Below are 17703 nucleotides of genomic sequence, written 5' to 3'. Positions count from 1 at the left end.
GCTGTTGCGGCGTAAAATATCGGGAGTGTCCGCCGGAGCTCCTCCGCCGGCCTCCGAACGATAAGGAAGAATGGCGATGAAAACCGCGAAAATCATGCTCGGGCTCGTTGCAGCGGGCCTTCTGACGCAGCCGGCGCTGGCGGAGACGAAGCTTGGAGACAAGGACCGCGCCCGCGTTGCCAGAGCTGCCGCCGCTGATCGCGACGAGGTTCGCTACTGTCTGATCCAGCGCAAGAAGGGCGCGAAGAAAGGCACGATCATCGGCGCTGCCGGGGCTGGCGGCACCGCCGTCGTTGCGGGCGGCAATGTCGGCGAATCCCTCCTCGCCGCGGGCGCAGGCGCTCTCGCCGGCAATCTGATCGGCAAGGGAAGCGGCACCAATAGCCGCTGCGATGCCGTGCTCAAGCGCAATCCCTGAACATGCAGACGGGCATGGCCGGTTCTGACGTCAGGCCGGCCATGCGCCAAAGTCCAGGCGCATTCTCATCCGCGCCGGACATAGCCGTAGCGCAGATTTGACGGCGCCGGCGCGCGCGCGACATAATCCGCTTTCAGCCGGCTGAACCGGTCATGTTGCTGGGCGCGGGCGGTTGTGGCGATATCGATATTGTAGAGCCGGGCATCGTTCCGGCCGAAGATGCCGTTCTTCACCGCCCCATCAGCCGGCCCGAGCGGCGCGAAGCCATGCTTCTTCTGCATGTCCTCGGGTATTTCGAGCCGCCGCAGCCCCTCGATCTGCCATTGTGGTGATCCCGTCCAGACGGCATCGGTGCCCCAGCAGACATGATCGGCGCCAAGACCTTTCACAAGTTGGCCCATGATCGCGGCGCAAAGGGCGGGCTGCGCAATCAGCGTCTGCGCGAAGATCTGCCCGAGGTCGGCATAGACATTGCTGACGCCATGCCTCTGCGGGATCTCGGCGAGGTCCGTCACCCAGTCGATGCGGCCCGTGCGGTTGAACGTGGCTAGCGCCCAGTCCGGATCGTCGAGCCGATAGGCCGCATGGTAGATGATGAAGTTGAGCTGGGGCCAGTCCTTCGCGGCCTGCGCGACGTCCCGCACGTCGGCATGGGGCGCCAGATGCGGAAAGCGCTTGTCGAGCTGGCGCCCCCACAGGCCCTTGTGGACGCAGATGTTCCGGATGCCGGCCTTCACGGCTTTCTCATAGCCGCGATAAGTCTCCTCGCTGTCCATCCGCCAGGGATAGCGCGCCAGCTCCTTGTGGGTGTTGTCGCCCACCGTATAGCCCTTGAGCGAATCGGGCTTCAGCTCGATCGCGGCATCGAGTGCCTCGAGCCATCCGGGTGCCCCGGGCGTGATGATGGCATGACTCATCATCCGCAGGGTTTCCGCTTCCCGGTTCACACGTTCGCGCGCTTGCGCCATCTGGCGATTGGTGAGGAACCAGTCCTCCGCTATGTCCGAGGGGGCGGAGGAGATGAGCGCGATCTTGGTGTCGCTGTCGAGATAGATTTCCTTGAAATAATTGTCGAATTTCAGGTCCTCCAGCGTCTGCGGGCCGGCCTTGCTGAGTTCGGGGTTCCAGCCTTGCGCGGCGACGCCCTCGCGCATCCTGACGAAGTTCGTCAGCCGCGTGTCATCCCGCAGGAAATGCGTGTGCATGTCCATGATGAACTGGCCCGCCAGGGCCCGCGACCGCTCGTCCGCTGCTTCCGGGGTGGCGGCTTCCGCTTCCCCCACCGCGAAGAGGCCGCCGAACGTGGCGTTGAGCGCTGCGAAAGCGGCGGCCATGCCGGCCGTGGTGCGGAGAAAATCGCGCCGGCTCATGCCGAGCCGGGGCGCGATGGCCTCCACCATGTCATAGAGCCGCGCCTCGGCTTCCCGCTGCTGCGGCGTCTGGGCAATGGGCAGATATTCCTCGCTGGCCACCATGCGCACCGGCAGCGGCGTGCGCGGTTCGCTGGTCTCCGCCGGGCTCAGCCCCCGGCGATCGCGCGTACCGAAAAGCGCCATGCAAGCCTCCCCAAGCTTTTGATTATCCGGGACTTGAACATGCCATGCCAGCAGTCCGGCACAAGCGAATTCGGCCGTGGCGGCCTCTTCGCGCGATACCCCGAGCGCGGCAGTTCCGTTGCCGGGTGCCAGCAAGGCACAGATTAAGCATCATGGGGGTGGACAGGCTCGCATCCTCATGCTTATAGCGCTCGCTCTCCGCCGGCCACCGGCCGCGCGACGATCCCGTGCCCGGGTAGCTCAGTTGGTAGAGCATGCGACTGAAAATCGCAGTGTCGGCGGTTCGACTCCGTCCCCGGGCACCATTTTCATGGCGATGAACAAGACGGTGTTGGATTGGCGATCTGGCCGAGCCATCGCGGCATGGCGATGGCACTTGCCGAACCCGCCGCTTCCTGTTTGCCTTCCTCGTCTGCCCGGCGATGCCGGTCCAACATTGCGATCCCGCTTCTTCCGGTTTCCTCCAATCGGGTACCCCGGCGGGATTCACGTCAGCGGAGCCCCGGATCAGGTTCGGGATGACAAACGAAAAATGGCTGAAAAGCGGGCTTCCGGCTCCATCAAAGTCCGCGAACTCGTCCCCGCGGCTAGCCTCTGCCGAGATAAGGCTGCGCTATGGGGAGGATCGTGGTGGACAGCACGTTGATCTCATCGGGGACGGCGGCCATCGTGGCGACAAGCTCGGCGACGTGGCGGGCTTCCATTGTCGTTGGCGAAGCGCTGGCCCGCAGCGAGCGCTCGCCGATGAGTTCGCTGATCGTCGCGCCGGGATGGATGATCGAGGCCGTGATGCCGTGCGGGCGGCCTTCCAGGGCCAGTGCCCGGGTCAGCCCTTCCAGCCCGAACTTGCTGGCGGTGTAAGCGATCGTATCGGCACGGGGCATTTGCGCGGAGAGGCTGCCGACGTTGATGATGCGGCCCCGTCCGCGCGGCTGCATCACGCGCAGCGCCTCCCGGCCACATAGGAAAGCGGCGGTCAGATTGACGTCGATGACCGCGCGCCATTGCTCGAGCGTCACGTCGACCGTGGGACGATGAATGGCCATGCCGGCATTTGCGACGAGGAGGGTGACGGGAGAAAAGGCCTCCGCATCGGCGAAAAGCCCGATGACATCCTCCTCGATGGTCACGTCGGTGGGCCGTGGCAGGACCTGGGCACCGCTGGCACTCAATTCCTCGGCGAGCGCGTCCAGCCGATCGGCACGGCGCGCCGCGAGGATGAGCCGGGCCCCGCACGCAGCGAAGCATCGCGCGATGCCCGCGCCGATTCCCGAACTGGCGCCGGTGATGATGGCTGTGTGGCGAGAGAGATCCTGCACATTGTCCTCCTGAGGTTGGTTGGGCACTGGCACTGTCATTGAACGCGACCCTGGCGGCCCAGCAGGGCCCGTGCTTCCGCTTCGATGCTCGGGTCGATCAGCGTCGCAAGCTGTGCTCGCGTACGCGCGGGGCGCCTCGCGAGGCCCGCGAGCCAGCGCTCCTCGGCGACCAGCGTATCGAGCAGGCCGGGGGCCAGCGTAGCCGGAAAGGCATGATGCCGCCAGACGGGGGCCACAGTGTTTGCTGGATAGCCGGTCGTCTCGGCAGCGAGCGCCACGGCGCCGGGCCTGTCCTCCTTCATCCTTGCCGACGCCTGGATGAGCGTCGCGACGAAGCGGACGATCTTCGCGCGGGTGGCAGGGTCGGCGAGCTTCGCGGCCGTCGTGTTGAGATTGTAGAGCTCGCGATAGCCGGTCTCGGGTTCGAGAATGATGGCGTCCTCCCCAAGGCGCTCGATGGCGCGCTGGGGTTCGGGCTCCCACAAGGCCACGGCGTCAGCCTTGCCCCGGAGCAGCAGCGAGGCGATGTCCCGGGGCGGCATGGCGATATTGACGATCTCGACGTCACGTTCGGCCATCCCGGCCACCGCCAGCGCGCGATGGAGATAGAAGGCGGCCGAGCTTTCCCGCGGCGTGGCGATCGTCTTGCCGCGCAAGTCCGTGAGGGTGCGAATGCCCGCCGAGCGCTTCGCCACGATGCGGTAACGGCCTTCGGTGATCGTCAGGATGATCCGCAGGTCGGGATGGTCCAGCGTGCTCCGCAATGCCTGAGTCTCGGCGTGTCCCGCAAGATCGGCGCCGCTTGCGTCGAAGAGGCTGGGGATCCCTCCGCGCGCGGCTTCGGCCCGGGCAGCGCCGAGATGCCGGATCGCATAATGGACCGGCGTCAGCTCGATGGTCGCGTTGCCGCGAACCTGCAGATCGTCGATCACGGCGGGCGATGACGCGCGGTTTGCACATCCGATGGCGGACAGTGCCAGGGCACTCATGAGAGCGAGCTTGCCGGCCAGACGGGGAAGGGAGGACCATTGCGCTTTGGGACGTGCAGGAGACGTGCGGTCCGGCTCGGAGACAATTCGTCCGGACCGCTCACCGAGCGCGTGACAGCGCTTGGAAACGGTGTCGGCACGTTGCATTAGCGTGTTGATGTCCACGGCGAATCGTCTCCTAAACGTGCTTGCGCTTTTCACGATGGATCGCCCGGAATGGTCGGTCGAGGAAGCCGCGACAGAGCTCGATATGACATTGAGCACGACTTATCGCTACTTCCGCAGCCTGGTGGAGGCAGGGCTCGTGGCGGCGCATACGCCGAGCCGATACACGCTTGGTCCGGCCATCATCCGGTTTGACCGGCAGATGCGCCTGCTCGATCCCCTGATCGTCGCGGCACGGCCAGTGATGCGCCGGCTCGCGAGGGAACTGGGTCCCCATATCTGGGTGCCGCTGTGCCGGCTCTACCGGACGGACGTGATGTGCGTGCATCAGGAAACACTCGAGCCGCCCGACCTTGCGAACGACTTCGAGCGGCAGCCGGTCAGCTATGGCCGCGGCCAGCTGATGCCGCTGCACCGGGGCGCGCCGTCCAAGGCCATTCTCGCCAACATGAACTTCCGCCTCGTCCGGCCAATCTATGATCGGGACCCGGCTGCCATGGCTGCCGTCGGCCTTGGGGGGAATTGGACGGAAGTGAAGCGCAGCCTCCGAGCGCTGCGCAGTGCGGGTGCGGTCATCACCAGCGGCGAGTTGCAGGGCGGAATGCAGGGCATCGCCGTGCCGATCTTCGATCAGCAGGTCGTGATCGGGAGCCTTTCGATCATCATGCAGCAATCGCGCGAGATGCCGCCTCGCGAGACGCTCGTTCCGCGTCTGACGGAAGGGGCGCGGCAGATCGAGGAGATCATGGCCGCCGCCGCGAGCCGGTAAGCCCGGGGAAGGCACTGCGGGCGCACCGCGCTCGCCACGCCGGTCCGCGCAAGCCCTGAGCATGTCGGGCGCCGCGACGCGGAGGTTCACCATGCCCGGCGCGCCGTCATCCGGATGGTGATCCGCCCTGCGCGGGCCTGAACAGCAGCAGATGACGGCCATCGGACAACGGCGCCCAGTGCGGCAGCACGCGCATGCCGATCTGCATCTGCCCGGGCGCGCACTGGATGACATTCGCCATGACATTGACGCCTTCGTCCAGTGTCACCAGTGCCAGCCAGAAGGGCTCGTTGCCACGAAAGGGCGGGCGCGCGCGCCGGGCGATCGTGTAGCTGAAGATGCTGCCCTCTCCCGAGACCTCGCGCCATTCCAGCGTCGATGCCCGGCCGGTATAGATGCTCGTGGGGCGCGGATAGAACTGGAAGGCCTGCGCGACCCGGTCATATTGCAGCAGCAGCCGGCGCTCGCGCGTGGCGTCCCAGAAGGGTCTGGAGAAGCTGCGCTCGACGGGCAGGGGACGATCGAGATCCGTGAGATCGTTGAAGTCGGTCATGGCTCCGTCCTCAGGCATCGGGGGTGAGGATCATGGCGGCACTGCTGTTCCAGTTCCGCCCATAAGGAATGCCGCCGATGCCGGTGACGAGCGCATTGCGTGTGTTCGTCACTTGCCGTGCACCGCCTTCGCCGAACAGCTGGCGGACGGCCTCGACGAGATTGGTGCCGCCGCCGGCCAGTCCCGCCTGCCCGGCGGAGATCTGTCCGCCGCCGGTGTTGAGCGGCAAGTCGCCAGCGAAGCCGAAATCGGTCTCGCGAATGAATGCGCTGCCTTGGCCGTGGGGGCAGAAACCGAGCATCTCGAGCTGCATCATGATGGCGATGATGAAATCGTCATAGGGATGAAAGGCAGCGATATCGCGCGGCGTCAGGCCGGCCTGCGCGAAGCATCTGGCGCCGGCGGCGCTGTGGCCTGTTTCGGTGGGATCGACGAGCGCGCGCGACGCCTGGTAGTTGGTGCGCTCGCCATAGCCGACGGGCACGACGCATCTGGTCAGGCCGCGCTTCTCGGCGGCGCGTCGGCCCGTGACGAGCAGCCCGCTGGCGCCGTCGCACGGCATGACGCTGTCGAGCAGCCGGACGGGATCGTTGATCATCCGCGATTGAAGATAGTCCTCGATGGTGATCGGCTTGCGCAGCTTCTCACAGGCGAGATCATTGAGGATCGCGTGCTCGCGCTGGGTGACCGCAAGCTTGCCGAGCGCGCGATGATCGAGCGTGAACTTCTCTTCATAATAGCGCGTGAGCAGGCCGAAAGCCGCCGGCGGGCCGATATAGCCCAGCGGCGTTGTCCACTCCTGGCCGAAGGAGCGTGCCCGGGCGGAACCCTCAGCGACTGCCGTATCGGCATAGAGGCACAGCACCGAGGTGGCGAAGCCGGCATCGATCGCCGCGCTCGCGCGGGCCACGGCGCCGAGCGGCGAGCAGCCCCCGATGTCGACCGTCTGGCAGAAATCCAACTCGAGCGAGAGTGCGTCGGCTGTGGCCTGGGACCAGAAGGGGTTGCCCGCGCCGGTCAGCGAGGCGGAAAGGATCAGGCCATCGATCTCGCCTTTCTCGTAGCCGGAGCGGTCGAGCAGCTGTTCGAGGATATCGGCGCCCAGCTGCCAGATGTCCCGGTCGCTGACCGGGACGATTTTGGTTTCGGCATATGCGATGATTGCGGCATCGTGCAGGGCCATGGGCGTCAGTCCTCCTTGTCCGGGGCGGCGACCTTGTTGCGTCCGCCGAGGAAGGCGCCGATCCGGTCCGCGCTCTCGTTGCTGCGCGCAGCCATGCCGATCAGCCCCTCGATGAACAGCCCGTCGTCATGCGCCATGTCATTGACGCGGGGGAGTGCCGCGCAGACGCCCCAGTTGGTGCTCGCGGCATTGGCCGCGACGGCCCGCGCGAGCTCCGTCGCCTTCTCCAGGCTTTGCCCGGCCGGGACGACATATTGGCAGAGATTGGCGCGCTCGCCTTCGGCCGCGTTGAGCGCGCGGCCCGTGAGCATCAGATCCGCCATGCGGGCATAGCCCATCAATCGCTGGATCCGTACCGATCCGCCACCGCCCACGAAGATGCCGCGCCGCCCCTCCGGCAGGGCGAAGAAGGTCGTCTGATCGGCAACCCGGATGTGGCATGCGGCCGCGATTTCCAGTCCGCCGCCAATGCATGCGCCCTTGAGGGCGGCGATCCACGGCAGGCCTCCGCGCGCGACCTGATCGAGCGGCCCATTCCAGCGCCCGCGCGACCGAGGTGTCGAGGGCGCACCGGACTTGAGCCGCGCGGCGGCCTCGGCCAGATCGAGCCCGGCCGAGAAATTGTCGCCATGGCCAAACAGCACGCCACAGCGCGCCTCGTCTGCCGCGCGGAGGAAAGCGGCGAGAAGCTGGTTCATCACGTCCATGCTGATGGCGTTGCGCTTGTCCGCGCGGTCGATGCCGACCAGCGCGACATCGCCATCCAGCTCATAGGTCACGAATTGCTCGGTCATCCCTGCCTCCCGTCAATCATCGGTGCGGGTGACGACCAGCGCGTCCACCGCCGTCACGCCTTCGCCCCGTGCGTGGGCGAAGAGCGGGTTGATGTCGACTTCGACGATTTCTGGCCGGGTGAGCATCAGCCGGCCGATCAAGGCCGCCGTCCGCGCCACAGCGGCGACATCGACCGGCGGTGCGCCCCGGAAGGCGCCCAGCAGCTTCGCGCTGCGCAGCTTGCCGATTTCCTCGACGATATCCGCCTCGGCCAGATCGCAAGGCATCAGCCGCACATCGCCGATCGCCTCGATCCAGATGCCCCCCAGCCCGACGAGCAGCACAGGCCCCCATTTCGGATCGCGCCGCGCGCCGACCACGAGCTCCAGTGCCTTGGGCGCCATTGTCTCGATGAGCACCCCGTCGAGCGTCAGCCCCGGCTGCGCGCGCGAAATATTGTCGTGCAGCGTCGCCCAGCCGGCCCGCAGCGCCTCGGCATCGGCGAGGTTCAGGATCACGCCGCCAGCCTCGGTCTTGTGGGCGAGCGCGCCTGCCTGCGCCTTGAGCGCGACGGGATAGCCGATGCGCGCCGCGATCGCTTGCGCCTCGTCCAGGCTCGTGGCCAGTCCGCCCTCGGGAACCGGGATGCCGATCGCCCGCAGCAGGGTTTTGCCTTGCCATTCCGGCAAGGCGCCCTTGCCCAGCACCGGCAGGCCCTCGAAACGCACGGGCGTGACCGCCCGCTTCGCCCGCTGGAGAGCGCGGCCATGGAAGGTGGCGAGGCCGATTGCCTGGATGGCGCGCTCCGCCGAGCGGCTGAAGATGATGCGGTTCTCCCTGAGCGCGGCTTCGAATTCGGGCGCCAGTTCCGAATTGGGGAGCGAGAAGATCGCCGGCTTGCGGTGCTCCTTCAGTGCATCGATGAAATGGAAGCCATAGCTGAGCTGCGCCCGGGGGTTGGCTTGCGCGATGCAGATGCACAGCGACCCGATCGCCGGGTCGTCGAGCAGGGCGCGCGTTCCGATCCCGGTCAGTTCCGGCTTCCACAGCACTTCGGTGCCGAGATCGAGCGGATTGCGCGGGGGCATGAAGTCCGGAAGCTGCGGGGTGAGATCGGCCACGATGTCCGGCGAGAGCGGGGGAAGGTCGAGGCCGATATCCGCGCAATAATCATGGGCGATGGCGACGAAGCCGCCGGAAAAGGTGACGATCCCCGGGCCATCGACCGGCGGTTCGGGATAGCGGGCGAGCAGCTCGGTCACGTCCACCCATTGCTCGAGCGTGTCAACCAGCGCCACGCCTGCCCGCGCGAGGTGGACGCGCATCATGTCATAGTCCCCGGCGAGCGCGCCGGTGTGCGATTGCACTGCGGCCTTGGCCTCGGCGCTGCGGCCGGGGTGAATCATGACCACCGGCTTGCCTTTCGAGCGGGCATAGCGTGCGGCTGCGAGGAAGGCCTGCGGATCGCGCACTTCCTCCAGATAGAGCGAGATCAGGCGCGTGGCGGGATCGTCGGCAAAGAATTCGATGAAGTCCGCCAGTCCCACCCCGGCTTCATTGCCGGTCGAGGCGAGATAAGCGACGGGGAGGTTCGCCGCCTCCAGCGACGCGCGGGCGAAGGCCATCAGGCCCCCGCTCTGGGAGACCATCGCGATGGCCGGGTCGGTCCGGTCGGGCTGGAGCTTCGGCACCTGGCGCGCGATCGAGAATGTCACCGCGAAGCCGTCGACGAAATTGGTGTATCCAAGGCAGTTCGGCCCCAGCAGCGCGACGCCGCCCTCGCGAGCGATGCGGGCCAGTTCGTCCTGTTCGGCGCGATTGCCGATCTCCGCGAAGCCGGAGGAAAAGATGGTCACGGCGCGCACCCCGCGCCGGGCGCAAGCTTCCAGCGCATCCTTCACGCCAGCTGCGGGCAAGGCGAAAATGGCGAGATCAATGCCCTCGGGCAGCTCGTCGACCGATGTCAGCACGGCTATGCCATCGATCTCGCCGCCACTGCGGCCGACGAGATGGATATCGCCGGCGAAGCCATTGGCCTGCAAGGCCCCCAGCACGGTGCGGCCGGCCGAGCGGGGCTTGGACGAGACGCCGATCACCGCCACCGCGCGGGGGCGCATGAGCAGTTCGACCGCCGCCTTACCCGTCGCTGCCTTGCGACGTGGTGCCTCCATCATGTCTTTCTCCTGTCCTTATATCGCTTGCGGCTTGCGGCGCGTGAACATCGCGTGGCCATTGTCGTGCAGCACCCGTCGGCGCTCGTCGGCATTCAGGGCCCTGGTGGAGGCCAGGGCGTCGGCCACCATGTCGGCATAGGGCCACAGGGTGTTGCCGCTGTCGGATCCCCACATGATTCGGTCCGCTCCGAAGATGTCGGTCGCGCGCCGCAGAAGTTCGGCGGGCGAATGAGCCTGCGCCTTCAACTCGTCGATCACGTTCGTCGTCCATTTGAAATGGACGTGGGGAAAGGCGCGCAGCGCCAGATGCGCAGGCGCGATGTCGCCCTTCACCAGCCGGCCGCAATGTTCGAGGATGATCGGGCAATTTGTGAAGCGTTCCGCAAGGGTGCGGACCGCGCTCAGCGCCTCGATGGTTCCCTTGGGCGGCAGGAAGGTGATGCCGACCGGGATGGCCAGCCTGTCGGCGGTGGCCCACAGCCGCAGCGCGTCCGGTGAGTTCAACCACGGAATGTCCCGCGTGTCCTGGGTAAAGCCGGTAAGCCGCATCGCCGACACGCGCCGCGCTGCGACCAGTGCCTCCAGACGATCAGGGCTTGCGGGATTGCGTGCGTCCATGATGATCTCGGCATGGATCTTGTCCGGAAAGCGGTCGGCGAGATCGAGGACGTAGCTGTTATCGGTCTTGTAGACACCGCTATACTGGACGCCTGTGCCGGACGTGACGCCGGACTGTGCCCACCAGGCGAAGACTTTCTCCGGCGTGCCCGGATCCCGCATGACGCGTGAGCGCGTTACTTCCTCGCCCTCGCGCGAATTGCGCGTGTCGATGGGATAATGTCCGATGTCGTTCGTGAAGAAGTGGATGTGGCTATCGTAAAGTTCGACGCCCGGCGCCCCCAGGTCCCCCGGCACCGCGCGCGCCGCGCAGGACAGGGGGAGGGCGCAGGCAAGCGCCATGATGTCACGGCGCGAGACGGGCCATCCAGCTTCCGTCATGCGTGGATCCCGCGCCGTCTGCGAAAAGGGCTCTGCGCCGCCGTGCCGGGCGTTCGTGGTATCGCTGGTCATGTCGTCCCTCGGGATCGTTCGTCGTTCGTGCCTGTCCGTCGTTCCGGCCGGCGGCGCATCGGGCCCGGAAGCTGCGATGCGCCGCCTGCGCGGAAGGTCGTCAGAACCTGACCTTGGCGCCTACCTCGAACACGCGCCCGATCTTGTCGTAGAGCTGGCCATTCACGGCCTGGCCCTGCGTGGCGTAGGGGCTGACCGGCGGGTCCGTATCCAGCAGATTGTCGATGCCCGCGTGCAACTCGAACCGGTCGGTGATCTTCACCGAGCCGAGCAGGTTCACATAAGCCGCCGCGTTGATCGTGTTGTCGTTGATCGACAGCGCGGGGATCGTGTTGAACTGGTTGTCGTTCTTGCCCGCGCTGATGAAGAGCATCTGCGCCGTGAGGGAGAGGACGTCGTTGCTGTAGGTCTGCGAGAGATTGCCACGGAAGCGTGGTTGCGAGCCGAGGCTGCCCATGCCGTTCTCGCCAGCCCGATCGATGCCGTTGATGTAGGCATGAAGCGCATAAGTGCCGCTGAGCCGCGTGGTGAGCGCCCCGCTGCCGCCCAGGCTGAGGCGATAGGATAGCGCCAGGTCGAGGCCGCTGGTCTCGAACTGGGAGATGTTCTGGATCGGCGCTTCCAGCCGGACGGGCGTCACGCCGTTCGCGGCGAAGGTGATGAAGCTGCAGGACAGGGCATCGCCGGCGGTGCAGGCATTGCCGATATTGGCCGCCGACAGCGTGTCGATCGCATCCTTGAGGTTGATCTTGTAGTAGTCGAGCGAGACGCGCAGGCCGGGGATGGCGCTGGGTTGCAGGACCACGCCGAGCGTGAGCGTGTCCGCCTTTTCCGGCTTGAGGTCGAGGTTGCCGATCGTGCGGTTCTGCGGAATGACTTCCGTGACGCCATTGACCGTCAGGGCCGTGTTGGTGAACGAGCCGGGCGAGAAAAGCTCGAAGATGGCAGGTGCGCGAATGTCCCGCGAGCGAGTGGCGCGGAAGCGCAGCCCGTCGATGGGCTCCCAGACGCCGCCGACCTTCCAGGTCGTTTGCGCCCCGGCGGTGCTGTAGTCGGCGTAGCGGATCGCACCGCTGAGATCGAGCGTGCGGGCGAAGGAGAGATCGCGCGCGAGCGGCACGATCGCTTCCAGATAGCCCTCGGTGACGCTGAATTCGCCGGAGAAAGGCACGGCATTGCCGATCGCGAACCGGCTGGCGGTGGACAGCGGGCCTGCGGTCAGGTCCTGCGTTTCCTTGCGATACTCGCCGCCGAACGCCACCGAGACGGGCGCTGCCCAGGTGGAGAAGGGCTCGCCGCGCACGTTGATCCCGGCCGCATGCTGCTTGTACAGGACCGCGTTGTAATCCGCGCGGTTGACGTAGGCCAGGCCGGCGGGATCGGACTCGCTGACGGCGTTCGGCCCAAAGATGTTCACCGGAACGCAGCCGGCCGCGAGCGGATTGGGCGCCGCGCCGGGCAGTCGCGATCTGCAGACGATCTGGTTGGTCGTCGGATCGACGACGGCATCGACCGCCAGGTTCCAGAACACCGGCGAGAAATTGTTGGTGAAGTCGCTGCGGAATTTGTTCTCGCCGTAGGAATAATGGGCGTCGTAATGCCAGGAGCCGCCAAGCGCGCCCTGCACGCCGATGGTGCCGTGGGGCGTCTCGTTCTTGACCGTGAAGTTGATGTTGCCGACATCATAGACGCCTTTCGCCACCGTAATGGAGGTGAGCGGACCTCCGGGATGCGCGGCCATGGCATCCTTGACCGCTTGCGGCAGGAAGGCGTTGTCGCGGCGGATGGTGAACCCCGAGAAGTTCGGGAGGCCGCCTGTGAAAGTGCCCTTGGTTTCGGCATATCCACCCTCGAGGATGATCTCCAGAGCGTCCGAGAATTCGAAGCTCGCCCGCCCGTAAGTGACGAAACGCTCGATGCCGGGCACGAGGCTGGAACCCGCGTTGCGGCTCAGGCCCTCGCCGCCGAGCTGATAAGTGCCGTTGTCTATGGAGCCCTGCTGATAGGGGCGGATCGTACCGTCATCGTTGAACGTGTAGTTATTGAGGCTGAAGCCGGCCGGGCCCCGTATCCTGCCACCCACCCCGTTGGAATTGAGCACATGGGGGGCGACGATGTTGGCGGGCAGTCCATTGGTCGCGAAATTGGGATTGGTGACCGTCATCCACTCTTCGCGGCCCCAGGCACGGCGGTAGAGATCCTCGATCTGGTCCATGGCGGCTGCTTCCGCAGCGAAAACCACATTGCCGCGCCCATCGGCAAACTGGAAGCCGCCGACCGCGCCGAGCTTGTAACGGAAATTATCGCCCTGCTGGGAAATGCCCGTCTGTGCGGTCAGCTCGATGCCTTCCATCCGCTTCCTGAGCAGGATGTTGACCACGCCCGCGACCGCGTCCGAACCATATTGGGCGGATGCGCCGCCCGTCACCACCTCGACACGCTCGATCATGTTGGTGGGGATGACGTTGAGGTCGGTCGTCACCGGCACGCCGGTCGTGACGGCGGGGGCCTGTGGCACGATCCGCGAGCCATCGACAAGCACGAGGGTTCGCTGGCCGCCCAGGCCGCGCAGGTCGGCGGTCGACTGGCCGGGGCTGGAGAAATTATTGGCATTGCCGCCCGGCGAGCGGGTGGCCTTGAACGCGGGCTCCTGCTGCAGAACCTCGCCAAGGGACACGGGCGACTGTCGTTCGATCAGGTCGGCACCGAGGACCGATACCGCCGAGGGCGCCGAGAAGCCGGAAGCCGCGGCGCGCGAGCCGGTGACGATGATCTCGCCTTCCGGGGGCATGTCCTGAGGTGACTGTGCGTCCTGACCGGCGGCGGGGGTGGTGACCATCATGCCGATGGCGAGCGCGACCGATGCCATCAGGTCGCGGCGGGTGCGCAGATTCCGACGGCGGCCGTGTTCAATCCCGATCATGTTTTCCTCTCCTGTTTCTTATGATTTTGTCGCCATGCAGCCGGACTCCGGCCGTAACAGCGCGTCCATTTTCTTATGTTTTTGGCGCCCGCAGGGACGCGGATGCCCACGCACCGGCATCAGCCGGGCGGAGGCGGCAGGGTCTGTCTTGGGTCCCGCAGGCAAACATGCCCCCCCCCCCGGGCCCCATTCTCCTACTGTTGCATCGCTCAATATCCTCGTCAATCCCACAATATGCGAAATCAATCGAATCCTGTAATGCGGCAAAGTATCATTTTTGGTCGGTGAGACGCATCCAACAGCTTGCGAATCCGCGCCAAAGCTACATGAGTCGGGTGCCCTTGTACATAAATTAAACGATACTATAAATAGTCTCACGGATCGAGTGGGTTTTGGAGTACGATCCCCGACGTGTGCTTAATCTGGAAGAATGATTTGATGGGAGCGCCAAGGCCTTTCACCCATCAAGATCGTTATAAAAAACTGGTCTCTCGGAGCGGTGCCGGCAGGCATATCCACCGTCGGTTGCCGCAAGGCTGCGTTCGTGTCCTGATAGCGAGAGATGCCGCCAAAGTGCCAGAGTGCATTGGCTTTCGCCGCACTATAATACAACATTTTTCGCATATTACAGGAAAATCACTTTTCTTTCGATCCGGTCATCCGTATTGAAACGGGTAAGACATGCCCATCAAGGCTGCGGACAGGAGGGATGATGCTGGGAGCTGACCTGATTGCGAAGGCGATTGCGCGCCAGGGCGTGGGCACCGTTTTCGGTCTGCCGGGTCATCTTGAGTCGGTGTTCGGCGCGTTGCAGCGGGAAGGCATCCGGCTGATCCACATGCGGCACGAGAGCCCCTGCGTCCTCGCGGCCGATGCTTATGCACAGATGCGCCGGAGCCTTGGCGTGGCCTGCGTCACGTCAGGCCCCGGACTCGCGAATGCGGTTGGCGGAATTGCGTCGGCATTCGATAATTCTTCGCCAGTGCTCATCATCGCCGGCCGCAATCCGCTGCGCATGCTCGATGCGCGTCCGATGCAGGAACTGGACCATGCGCGACTGGTGCGCTCAATCGTGAAATGGGCGCAGGTCGTGCATGATCCCTCGCGGCTCGGCGAATATGTCGAGATGGCGGCGCGCATTGCCATGTCCGGCCAGCCGGGGCCGGTCCTGCTCGAGATCCCGCGTGATGTCGCCAATGGCGAGGCGGACGATGCCGTCGCTGCCGCCTCGCTCGGGCCGGTGCTGCGCGCGCATCCGCCGGCGCCCGCGTCGGAAGACATAGCCCGCGCTGCCGCGCTTCTTGGCGATGCCGAGCGGCCGCTGATCGTGGCGGGGGCCGGCGCATACTGGTCCGATACCGGCGCCGAACTGGCCCGGCTCAATCGCGAGTTCGGCATTCCCGTGCTGCTCCAGGGCTCCTCGCGCGGGCTGGTCCCGGAGGACATGGAAACGGTCTTTCCCTGGCCCGTTGCCAGCGTTGCCGCGCAGCAGGCGGATGTTGTCCTGTTTGCCGGCTGCCGCATCGCGGGCGCGATCGGCTTCGGGACGCCGCCGGTATTTGCGGCCGACGCCCGCTTCATCCAGATCGACAACGACGCGTCCGAGATCGGTCGGGGCCGCCCCGTCGAAGCGCCTGTCGCCGGCGATTGCAGGCATGCGCTGGCGAGCATGGCGGATGCCCTGTCGGGACGCTCCCCGGCCCGGCGAGATGTGCGCTGGGTGAAGGCCGCCGTGGCTCCGAGGCTGGAGCGCATCGAGAGCGCAGGGCGCAGCGAGGAAGGGCAGGTCCACCCTTTGCGCATGGCGCGAGAGCTGGCCGCGCGCATGTCTGAAAACGGTTTGTTCGTCGGCGACGGCGCCAATTGCAATAACTGGTTCAAGGCAGTCCTGCGCTGTACGCACTCGCCGGGGTTCATCGATCACGAGCCTTTCGGGGCGATGGGCGTCGGCCTGCCCCATGCCATCGGCGCGGTCGCCGCCTTGCAGGAGGCGGGCGACGAGCGGCCGGTCTTCCTTGGCACGGGCGACGGCGCCTTCGGGCAGTATCTGGGCGAGCTGGCGACGGCCTCGCTGCACGGTCTGCCAATCTTCGTGATGGTCGCCAATGATGGCGCCTGGGGGTCGAGCCGCAACATCGCCCTGCATCTCTTCAATGGCACTTATGGGGTGGATTTCGCCCAGAGCGGCTACGAACTCGTCGCCCGGGGGCTGGAATGCCACGGCGAAATCGCGGCCACGCCTGCGGAGGTCGGGCCGGCGTTCGACCGGGCCCTGGAGGCAGTGCGCGCCGGCCGTCCGGCGGTCGTGAACGTGCTGGTCGACCCCGATAGCGGGCTCGAGCGGCGCGATCCGCTGCTGCAGATGATTACGTTCAATCGCGTTCGCTTTGGCGGAGCCTGACAGGGGCTGACCGCCGGGGGCGTTCGCCTCCGCAGGGAGGCGCGGGATATCTCGGAGTTTTGCATGCTTACCAAGGAACAGAACGACCTGCTCACCCAGACCGGCCCCGGTACGCCGGGCGGCGCATTGCTGCGGCGCTACTGGCAACCAGTCGCGCTCGCCAGCGAGATTCCCCTGGGCGGAGACCCGCTCCCGATCGACATATTGAGCGAGGCGCTCGTGCTGTTTCGCGACGAGGATGGCCGGCTCGGCCTGCTTGGGCGGCACTGTCCCCATCGGGGGGCCGACTTGTCCTATGGCCGCGTGGAGGATGGCGGCTTGCGGTGCCTCTATCACGGCTGGCTGTTCGATGTCGGCGGCAAATGCCTTGAACAACCTGCGGAACCCAAGGGGTCCACCTTCAAGGACAAGATCTGCCAGAAGTCCTATCCGGTCGTCGAGCGGGGCGGCGCGGTCTTCGCCTATATGGGGCCCGGCGAACCACCGCTTTTCCCGGCCTATGATTTCTTCGCCTATCCGCCCGAGCATGTCTTTGCCCGCAAGCTCTTCAAGGAGTGCAATTATCTCCAGGCGAACGAAGGCAATTACGATCCCGCGCATGTCGGCTTCCTGCATCGCTCCTCGCAGATGCTGAACAGGTCCGGCCTTGTCTTTGGCGACATGCGCAAGTTCGGCAGGGTGGACATATCGGACGCCGCCGTCGATCCTTTCTCCGTGCCGGCGCTCAAGGTCGAGGATGCCCCGTTCGGCATGCGCATCTTCCAGGTCCGCGATGGGGGGCCGGACAAGACCTATCTGCGCGTGACCACTTTCGGGATGCCCAATTTCTCGGTGATCGCCGGCCCGCAGGGGGGGGATGGTCATGTCGGCATCTGGCATGTGCCGATCAACGACCATGTGCATTGGCGCTTCGGCTTCACGCTGCGCCGCGACGCGCCCATCGCCCAGGCGCGGGAGACTGACGAGTTCGCCCCGTCGATCCGTCCGCGCGATCCCCAGTATTTCGATGGAGAGTTCCATCACCGGCAGCAATTGCGGAACCGCTATCTGCAGGATCGCAGCACGTTTGCCGACAGCTATACCGGCATGGGCTCCCATTTCAGTGTCCATGATGCCTTTGCGACGGAATCGCAGGGGTCGATCCAGGACCGCACGCAGGAGCATCTCGGCCGGACCGATCTCGCGATCGGCGCGGCGCGGCGGATGATGCTGCGGGCGATCGCCGATGTGCAGGAAGGCAGGGATCCGGTCGGCGTGGTTCGCAGCCCTGCGGACAATGATTTCCGGGACATGATCTCGTTCGATGTGCTCGTCGAGAATGGCTCGGACTATGCCGAGGTGGTTCGCGCCGTCGCCGACGAGACCGGACGGACGCTGGCGTGAACAGGCCAGAGATTACAGGGGAGGG

At 65.8% G+C, this 17703-nt stretch carries 13 protein-coding genes and 1 tRNA gene; 5 read left to right on the top strand and 9 right to left on the bottom strand.

Annotated elements, in window-relative coordinates; translation table 11 throughout:
- The first annotated feature begins 76 nt into the window (after nucleotides 1-76).
- The gene (locus tag SLG_RS17385) at nucleotides 77-418 is read left to right on the top strand and encodes a hypothetical protein (RefSeq protein ID WP_041392179.1); all 342 of its coding nucleotides are present in this window, start codon (nucleotides 77-79) and stop codon (nucleotides 416-418) included.
- A 65-nt stretch (nucleotides 419-483) separates the two neighbouring features.
- Here the strand turns inward: SLG_RS17385 and SLG_RS17380 are convergent, their stop codons facing one another.
- Nucleotides 484-1974, bottom strand: coding sequence for an amidohydrolase family protein (locus SLG_RS17380; RefSeq protein WP_014077822.1), 1491 nt, complete (start codon nucleotides 1972-1974; stop codon nucleotides 484-486).
- Between the two features lie 229 nt (nucleotides 1975-2203).
- On the opposite strand from SLG_RS17380, the gene SLG_RS17375 reads away from it, so the two are divergent.
- A tRNA-Phe gene (locus tag SLG_RS17375) sits at nucleotides 2204-2279 on the top strand.
- Nucleotides 2280-2561: 282 nt separating this feature from the next.
- On the opposite strand, the gene SLG_RS17370 is transcribed toward SLG_RS17375, so the two are convergent.
- Together SLG_RS17370 and SLG_RS17365 are read right to left on the bottom strand one after the other, a co-directional pair.
- On the bottom strand, nucleotides 2562-3320 hold the full coding sequence (locus SLG_RS17370) for an SDR family oxidoreductase (protein WP_197535673.1): 759 nt from the start codon (nucleotides 3318-3320) through the stop codon (nucleotides 2562-2564).
- A gap of 8 nt (nucleotides 3321-3328) precedes the next feature.
- Nucleotides 3329-4282 (bottom strand): ABC transporter substrate-binding protein, encoded by a 954-nt coding sequence (locus tag SLG_RS17365; protein WP_070098737.1) that lies wholly within the window; start codon nucleotides 4280-4282, stop codon nucleotides 3329-3331.
- A gap of 157 nt (nucleotides 4283-4439) precedes the next feature.
- On the opposite strand from SLG_RS17365, the gene SLG_RS17360 reads away from it, so the two are divergent.
- Complete coding sequence (locus SLG_RS17360) at nucleotides 4440-5216, top strand: IclR family transcriptional regulator (protein ID WP_014077819.1); 777 nt, start codon at nucleotides 4440-4442, stop codon at nucleotides 5214-5216.
- Nucleotides 5217-5322: 106 nt separating this feature from the next.
- Here SLG_RS17360 and SLG_RS17355 read toward each other — a convergent pair whose 3' ends face one another.
- The 6 genes from SLG_RS17355 to SLG_RS17330 form a co-directional block, all read right to left on the bottom strand.
- Nucleotides 5323-5769, bottom strand: coding sequence for a Zn-ribbon domain-containing OB-fold protein (locus tag SLG_RS17355; RefSeq protein WP_014077818.1), 447 nt, complete (start codon nucleotides 5767-5769; stop codon nucleotides 5323-5325).
- Nucleotides 5770-5779: 10 nt separating this feature from the next.
- Entirely contained in the window at nucleotides 5780-6952 is a 1173-nt protein-coding gene (locus tag SLG_RS17350; protein WP_014077817.1) for a thiolase family protein, read from the bottom strand.
- A gap of 5 nt (nucleotides 6953-6957) precedes the next feature.
- Nucleotides 6958-7746 (bottom strand): crotonase/enoyl-CoA hydratase family protein, encoded by a 789-nt coding sequence (locus SLG_RS17345; RefSeq protein ID WP_014077816.1) that lies wholly within the window; start codon nucleotides 7744-7746, stop codon nucleotides 6958-6960.
- 12 nt (nucleotides 7747-7758) lie between these two features.
- On the bottom strand, nucleotides 7759-9900 hold the full coding sequence (locus SLG_RS17340; RefSeq protein WP_014077815.1) for an acetate--CoA ligase family protein: 2142 nt from the start codon (nucleotides 9898-9900) through the stop codon (nucleotides 7759-7761).
- A 15-nt stretch (nucleotides 9901-9915) separates the two neighbouring features.
- A complete protein-coding gene (locus SLG_RS17335) occupies nucleotides 9916-10899 on the bottom strand; it encodes an amidohydrolase family protein (protein ID WP_158512739.1) in 984 nt (327 codons plus the stop codon).
- Nucleotides 10900-11071: 172 nt separating this feature from the next.
- Nucleotides 11072-13894 (bottom strand): TonB-dependent receptor, encoded by a 2823-nt coding sequence (locus tag SLG_RS17330; RefSeq protein ID WP_014077813.1) that lies wholly within the window; start codon nucleotides 13892-13894, stop codon nucleotides 11072-11074.
- Between the two features lie 712 nt (nucleotides 13895-14606).
- Between SLG_RS17330 and SLG_RS17325 the strand changes: the two genes are divergently transcribed.
- Both SLG_RS17325 and SLG_RS17320 read left to right on the top strand, forming a co-directional pair.
- Entirely contained in the window at nucleotides 14607-16295 is a 1689-nt protein-coding gene (locus SLG_RS17325) for a thiamine pyrophosphate-binding protein (protein WP_158512738.1), read from the top strand.
- A 63-nt stretch (nucleotides 16296-16358) separates the two neighbouring features.
- Entirely contained in the window at nucleotides 16359-17678 is a 1320-nt protein-coding gene (locus tag SLG_RS17320) for a Rieske 2Fe-2S domain-containing protein (protein WP_014077811.1), read from the top strand.
- Nucleotides 17679-17703: the final 25 nt, after the last annotated feature.

It is taken from the genome of Sphingobium sp. SYK-6, assembly GCF_000283515.1.
Taxonomy (GTDB): Bacteria; Pseudomonadota; Alphaproteobacteria; order Sphingomonadales; family Sphingomonadaceae; genus Sphingobium; species Sphingobium lignivorans.
The sequence above is the reverse complement of the archived record's forward strand: the minus strand, read 5'-3'. Positions and strand labels throughout refer to the sequence as shown.

Bases quoted from the DNA above. Each gene is read 5' to 3' on its own strand.
- SLG_RS17335 (WP_158512739.1), bottom strand. From the start codon at position 10,899: ATGACGGAAGCTGGATGGCCCGTCTCGCGCCGTGACATCATGGCGCTT.
- SLG_RS17380 (WP_014077822.1), bottom strand. From the start codon at position 1,974: ATGGCGCTTTTCGGTACGCGCGATCGCCGGGGGCTGAGCCCGGCGGAG.
- SLG_RS17365 (WP_070098737.1), bottom strand. From the start codon at position 4,282: ATGAGTGCCCTGGCACTGTCCGCCATCGGATGTGCAAACCGCGCGTCA.
- SLG_RS17340 (WP_014077815.1), bottom strand. From the start codon at position 9,900: ATGATGGAGGCACCACGTCGCAAGGCAGCGACGGGTAAGGCGGCGGTC.
- SLG_RS17320 (WP_014077811.1), top strand. From the start codon at position 16,359: ATGCTTACCAAGGAACAGAACGACCTGCTCACCCAGACCGGCCCCGGT.
- SLG_RS17350 (WP_014077817.1), bottom strand. From the start codon at position 6,952: ATGGCCCTGCACGATGCCGCAATCATCGCATATGCCGAAACCAAAATC.
- SLG_RS17360 (WP_014077819.1), top strand. From the start codon at position 4,440: ATGTCCACGGCGAATCGTCTCCTAAACGTGCTTGCGCTTTTCACGATG.
- SLG_RS17355 (WP_014077818.1), bottom strand. From the start codon at position 5,769: ATGACCGACTTCAACGATCTCACGGATCTCGATCGTCCCCTGCCCGTC.
- SLG_RS17345 (WP_014077816.1), bottom strand. From the start codon at position 7,746: ATGACCGAGCAATTCGTGACCTATGAGCTGGATGGCGATGTCGCGCTG.
- SLG_RS17325 (WP_158512738.1), top strand. From the start codon at position 14,607: ATGCTGGGAGCTGACCTGATTGCGAAGGCGATTGCGCGCCAGGGCGTG.
- SLG_RS17330 (WP_014077813.1), bottom strand. From the start codon at position 13,894: ATGATCGGGATTGAACACGGCCGCCGTCGGAATCTGCGCACCCGCCGC.
- SLG_RS17385 (WP_041392179.1), top strand. From the start codon at position 77: ATGAAAACCGCGAAAATCATGCTCGGGCTCGTTGCAGCGGGCCTTCTG.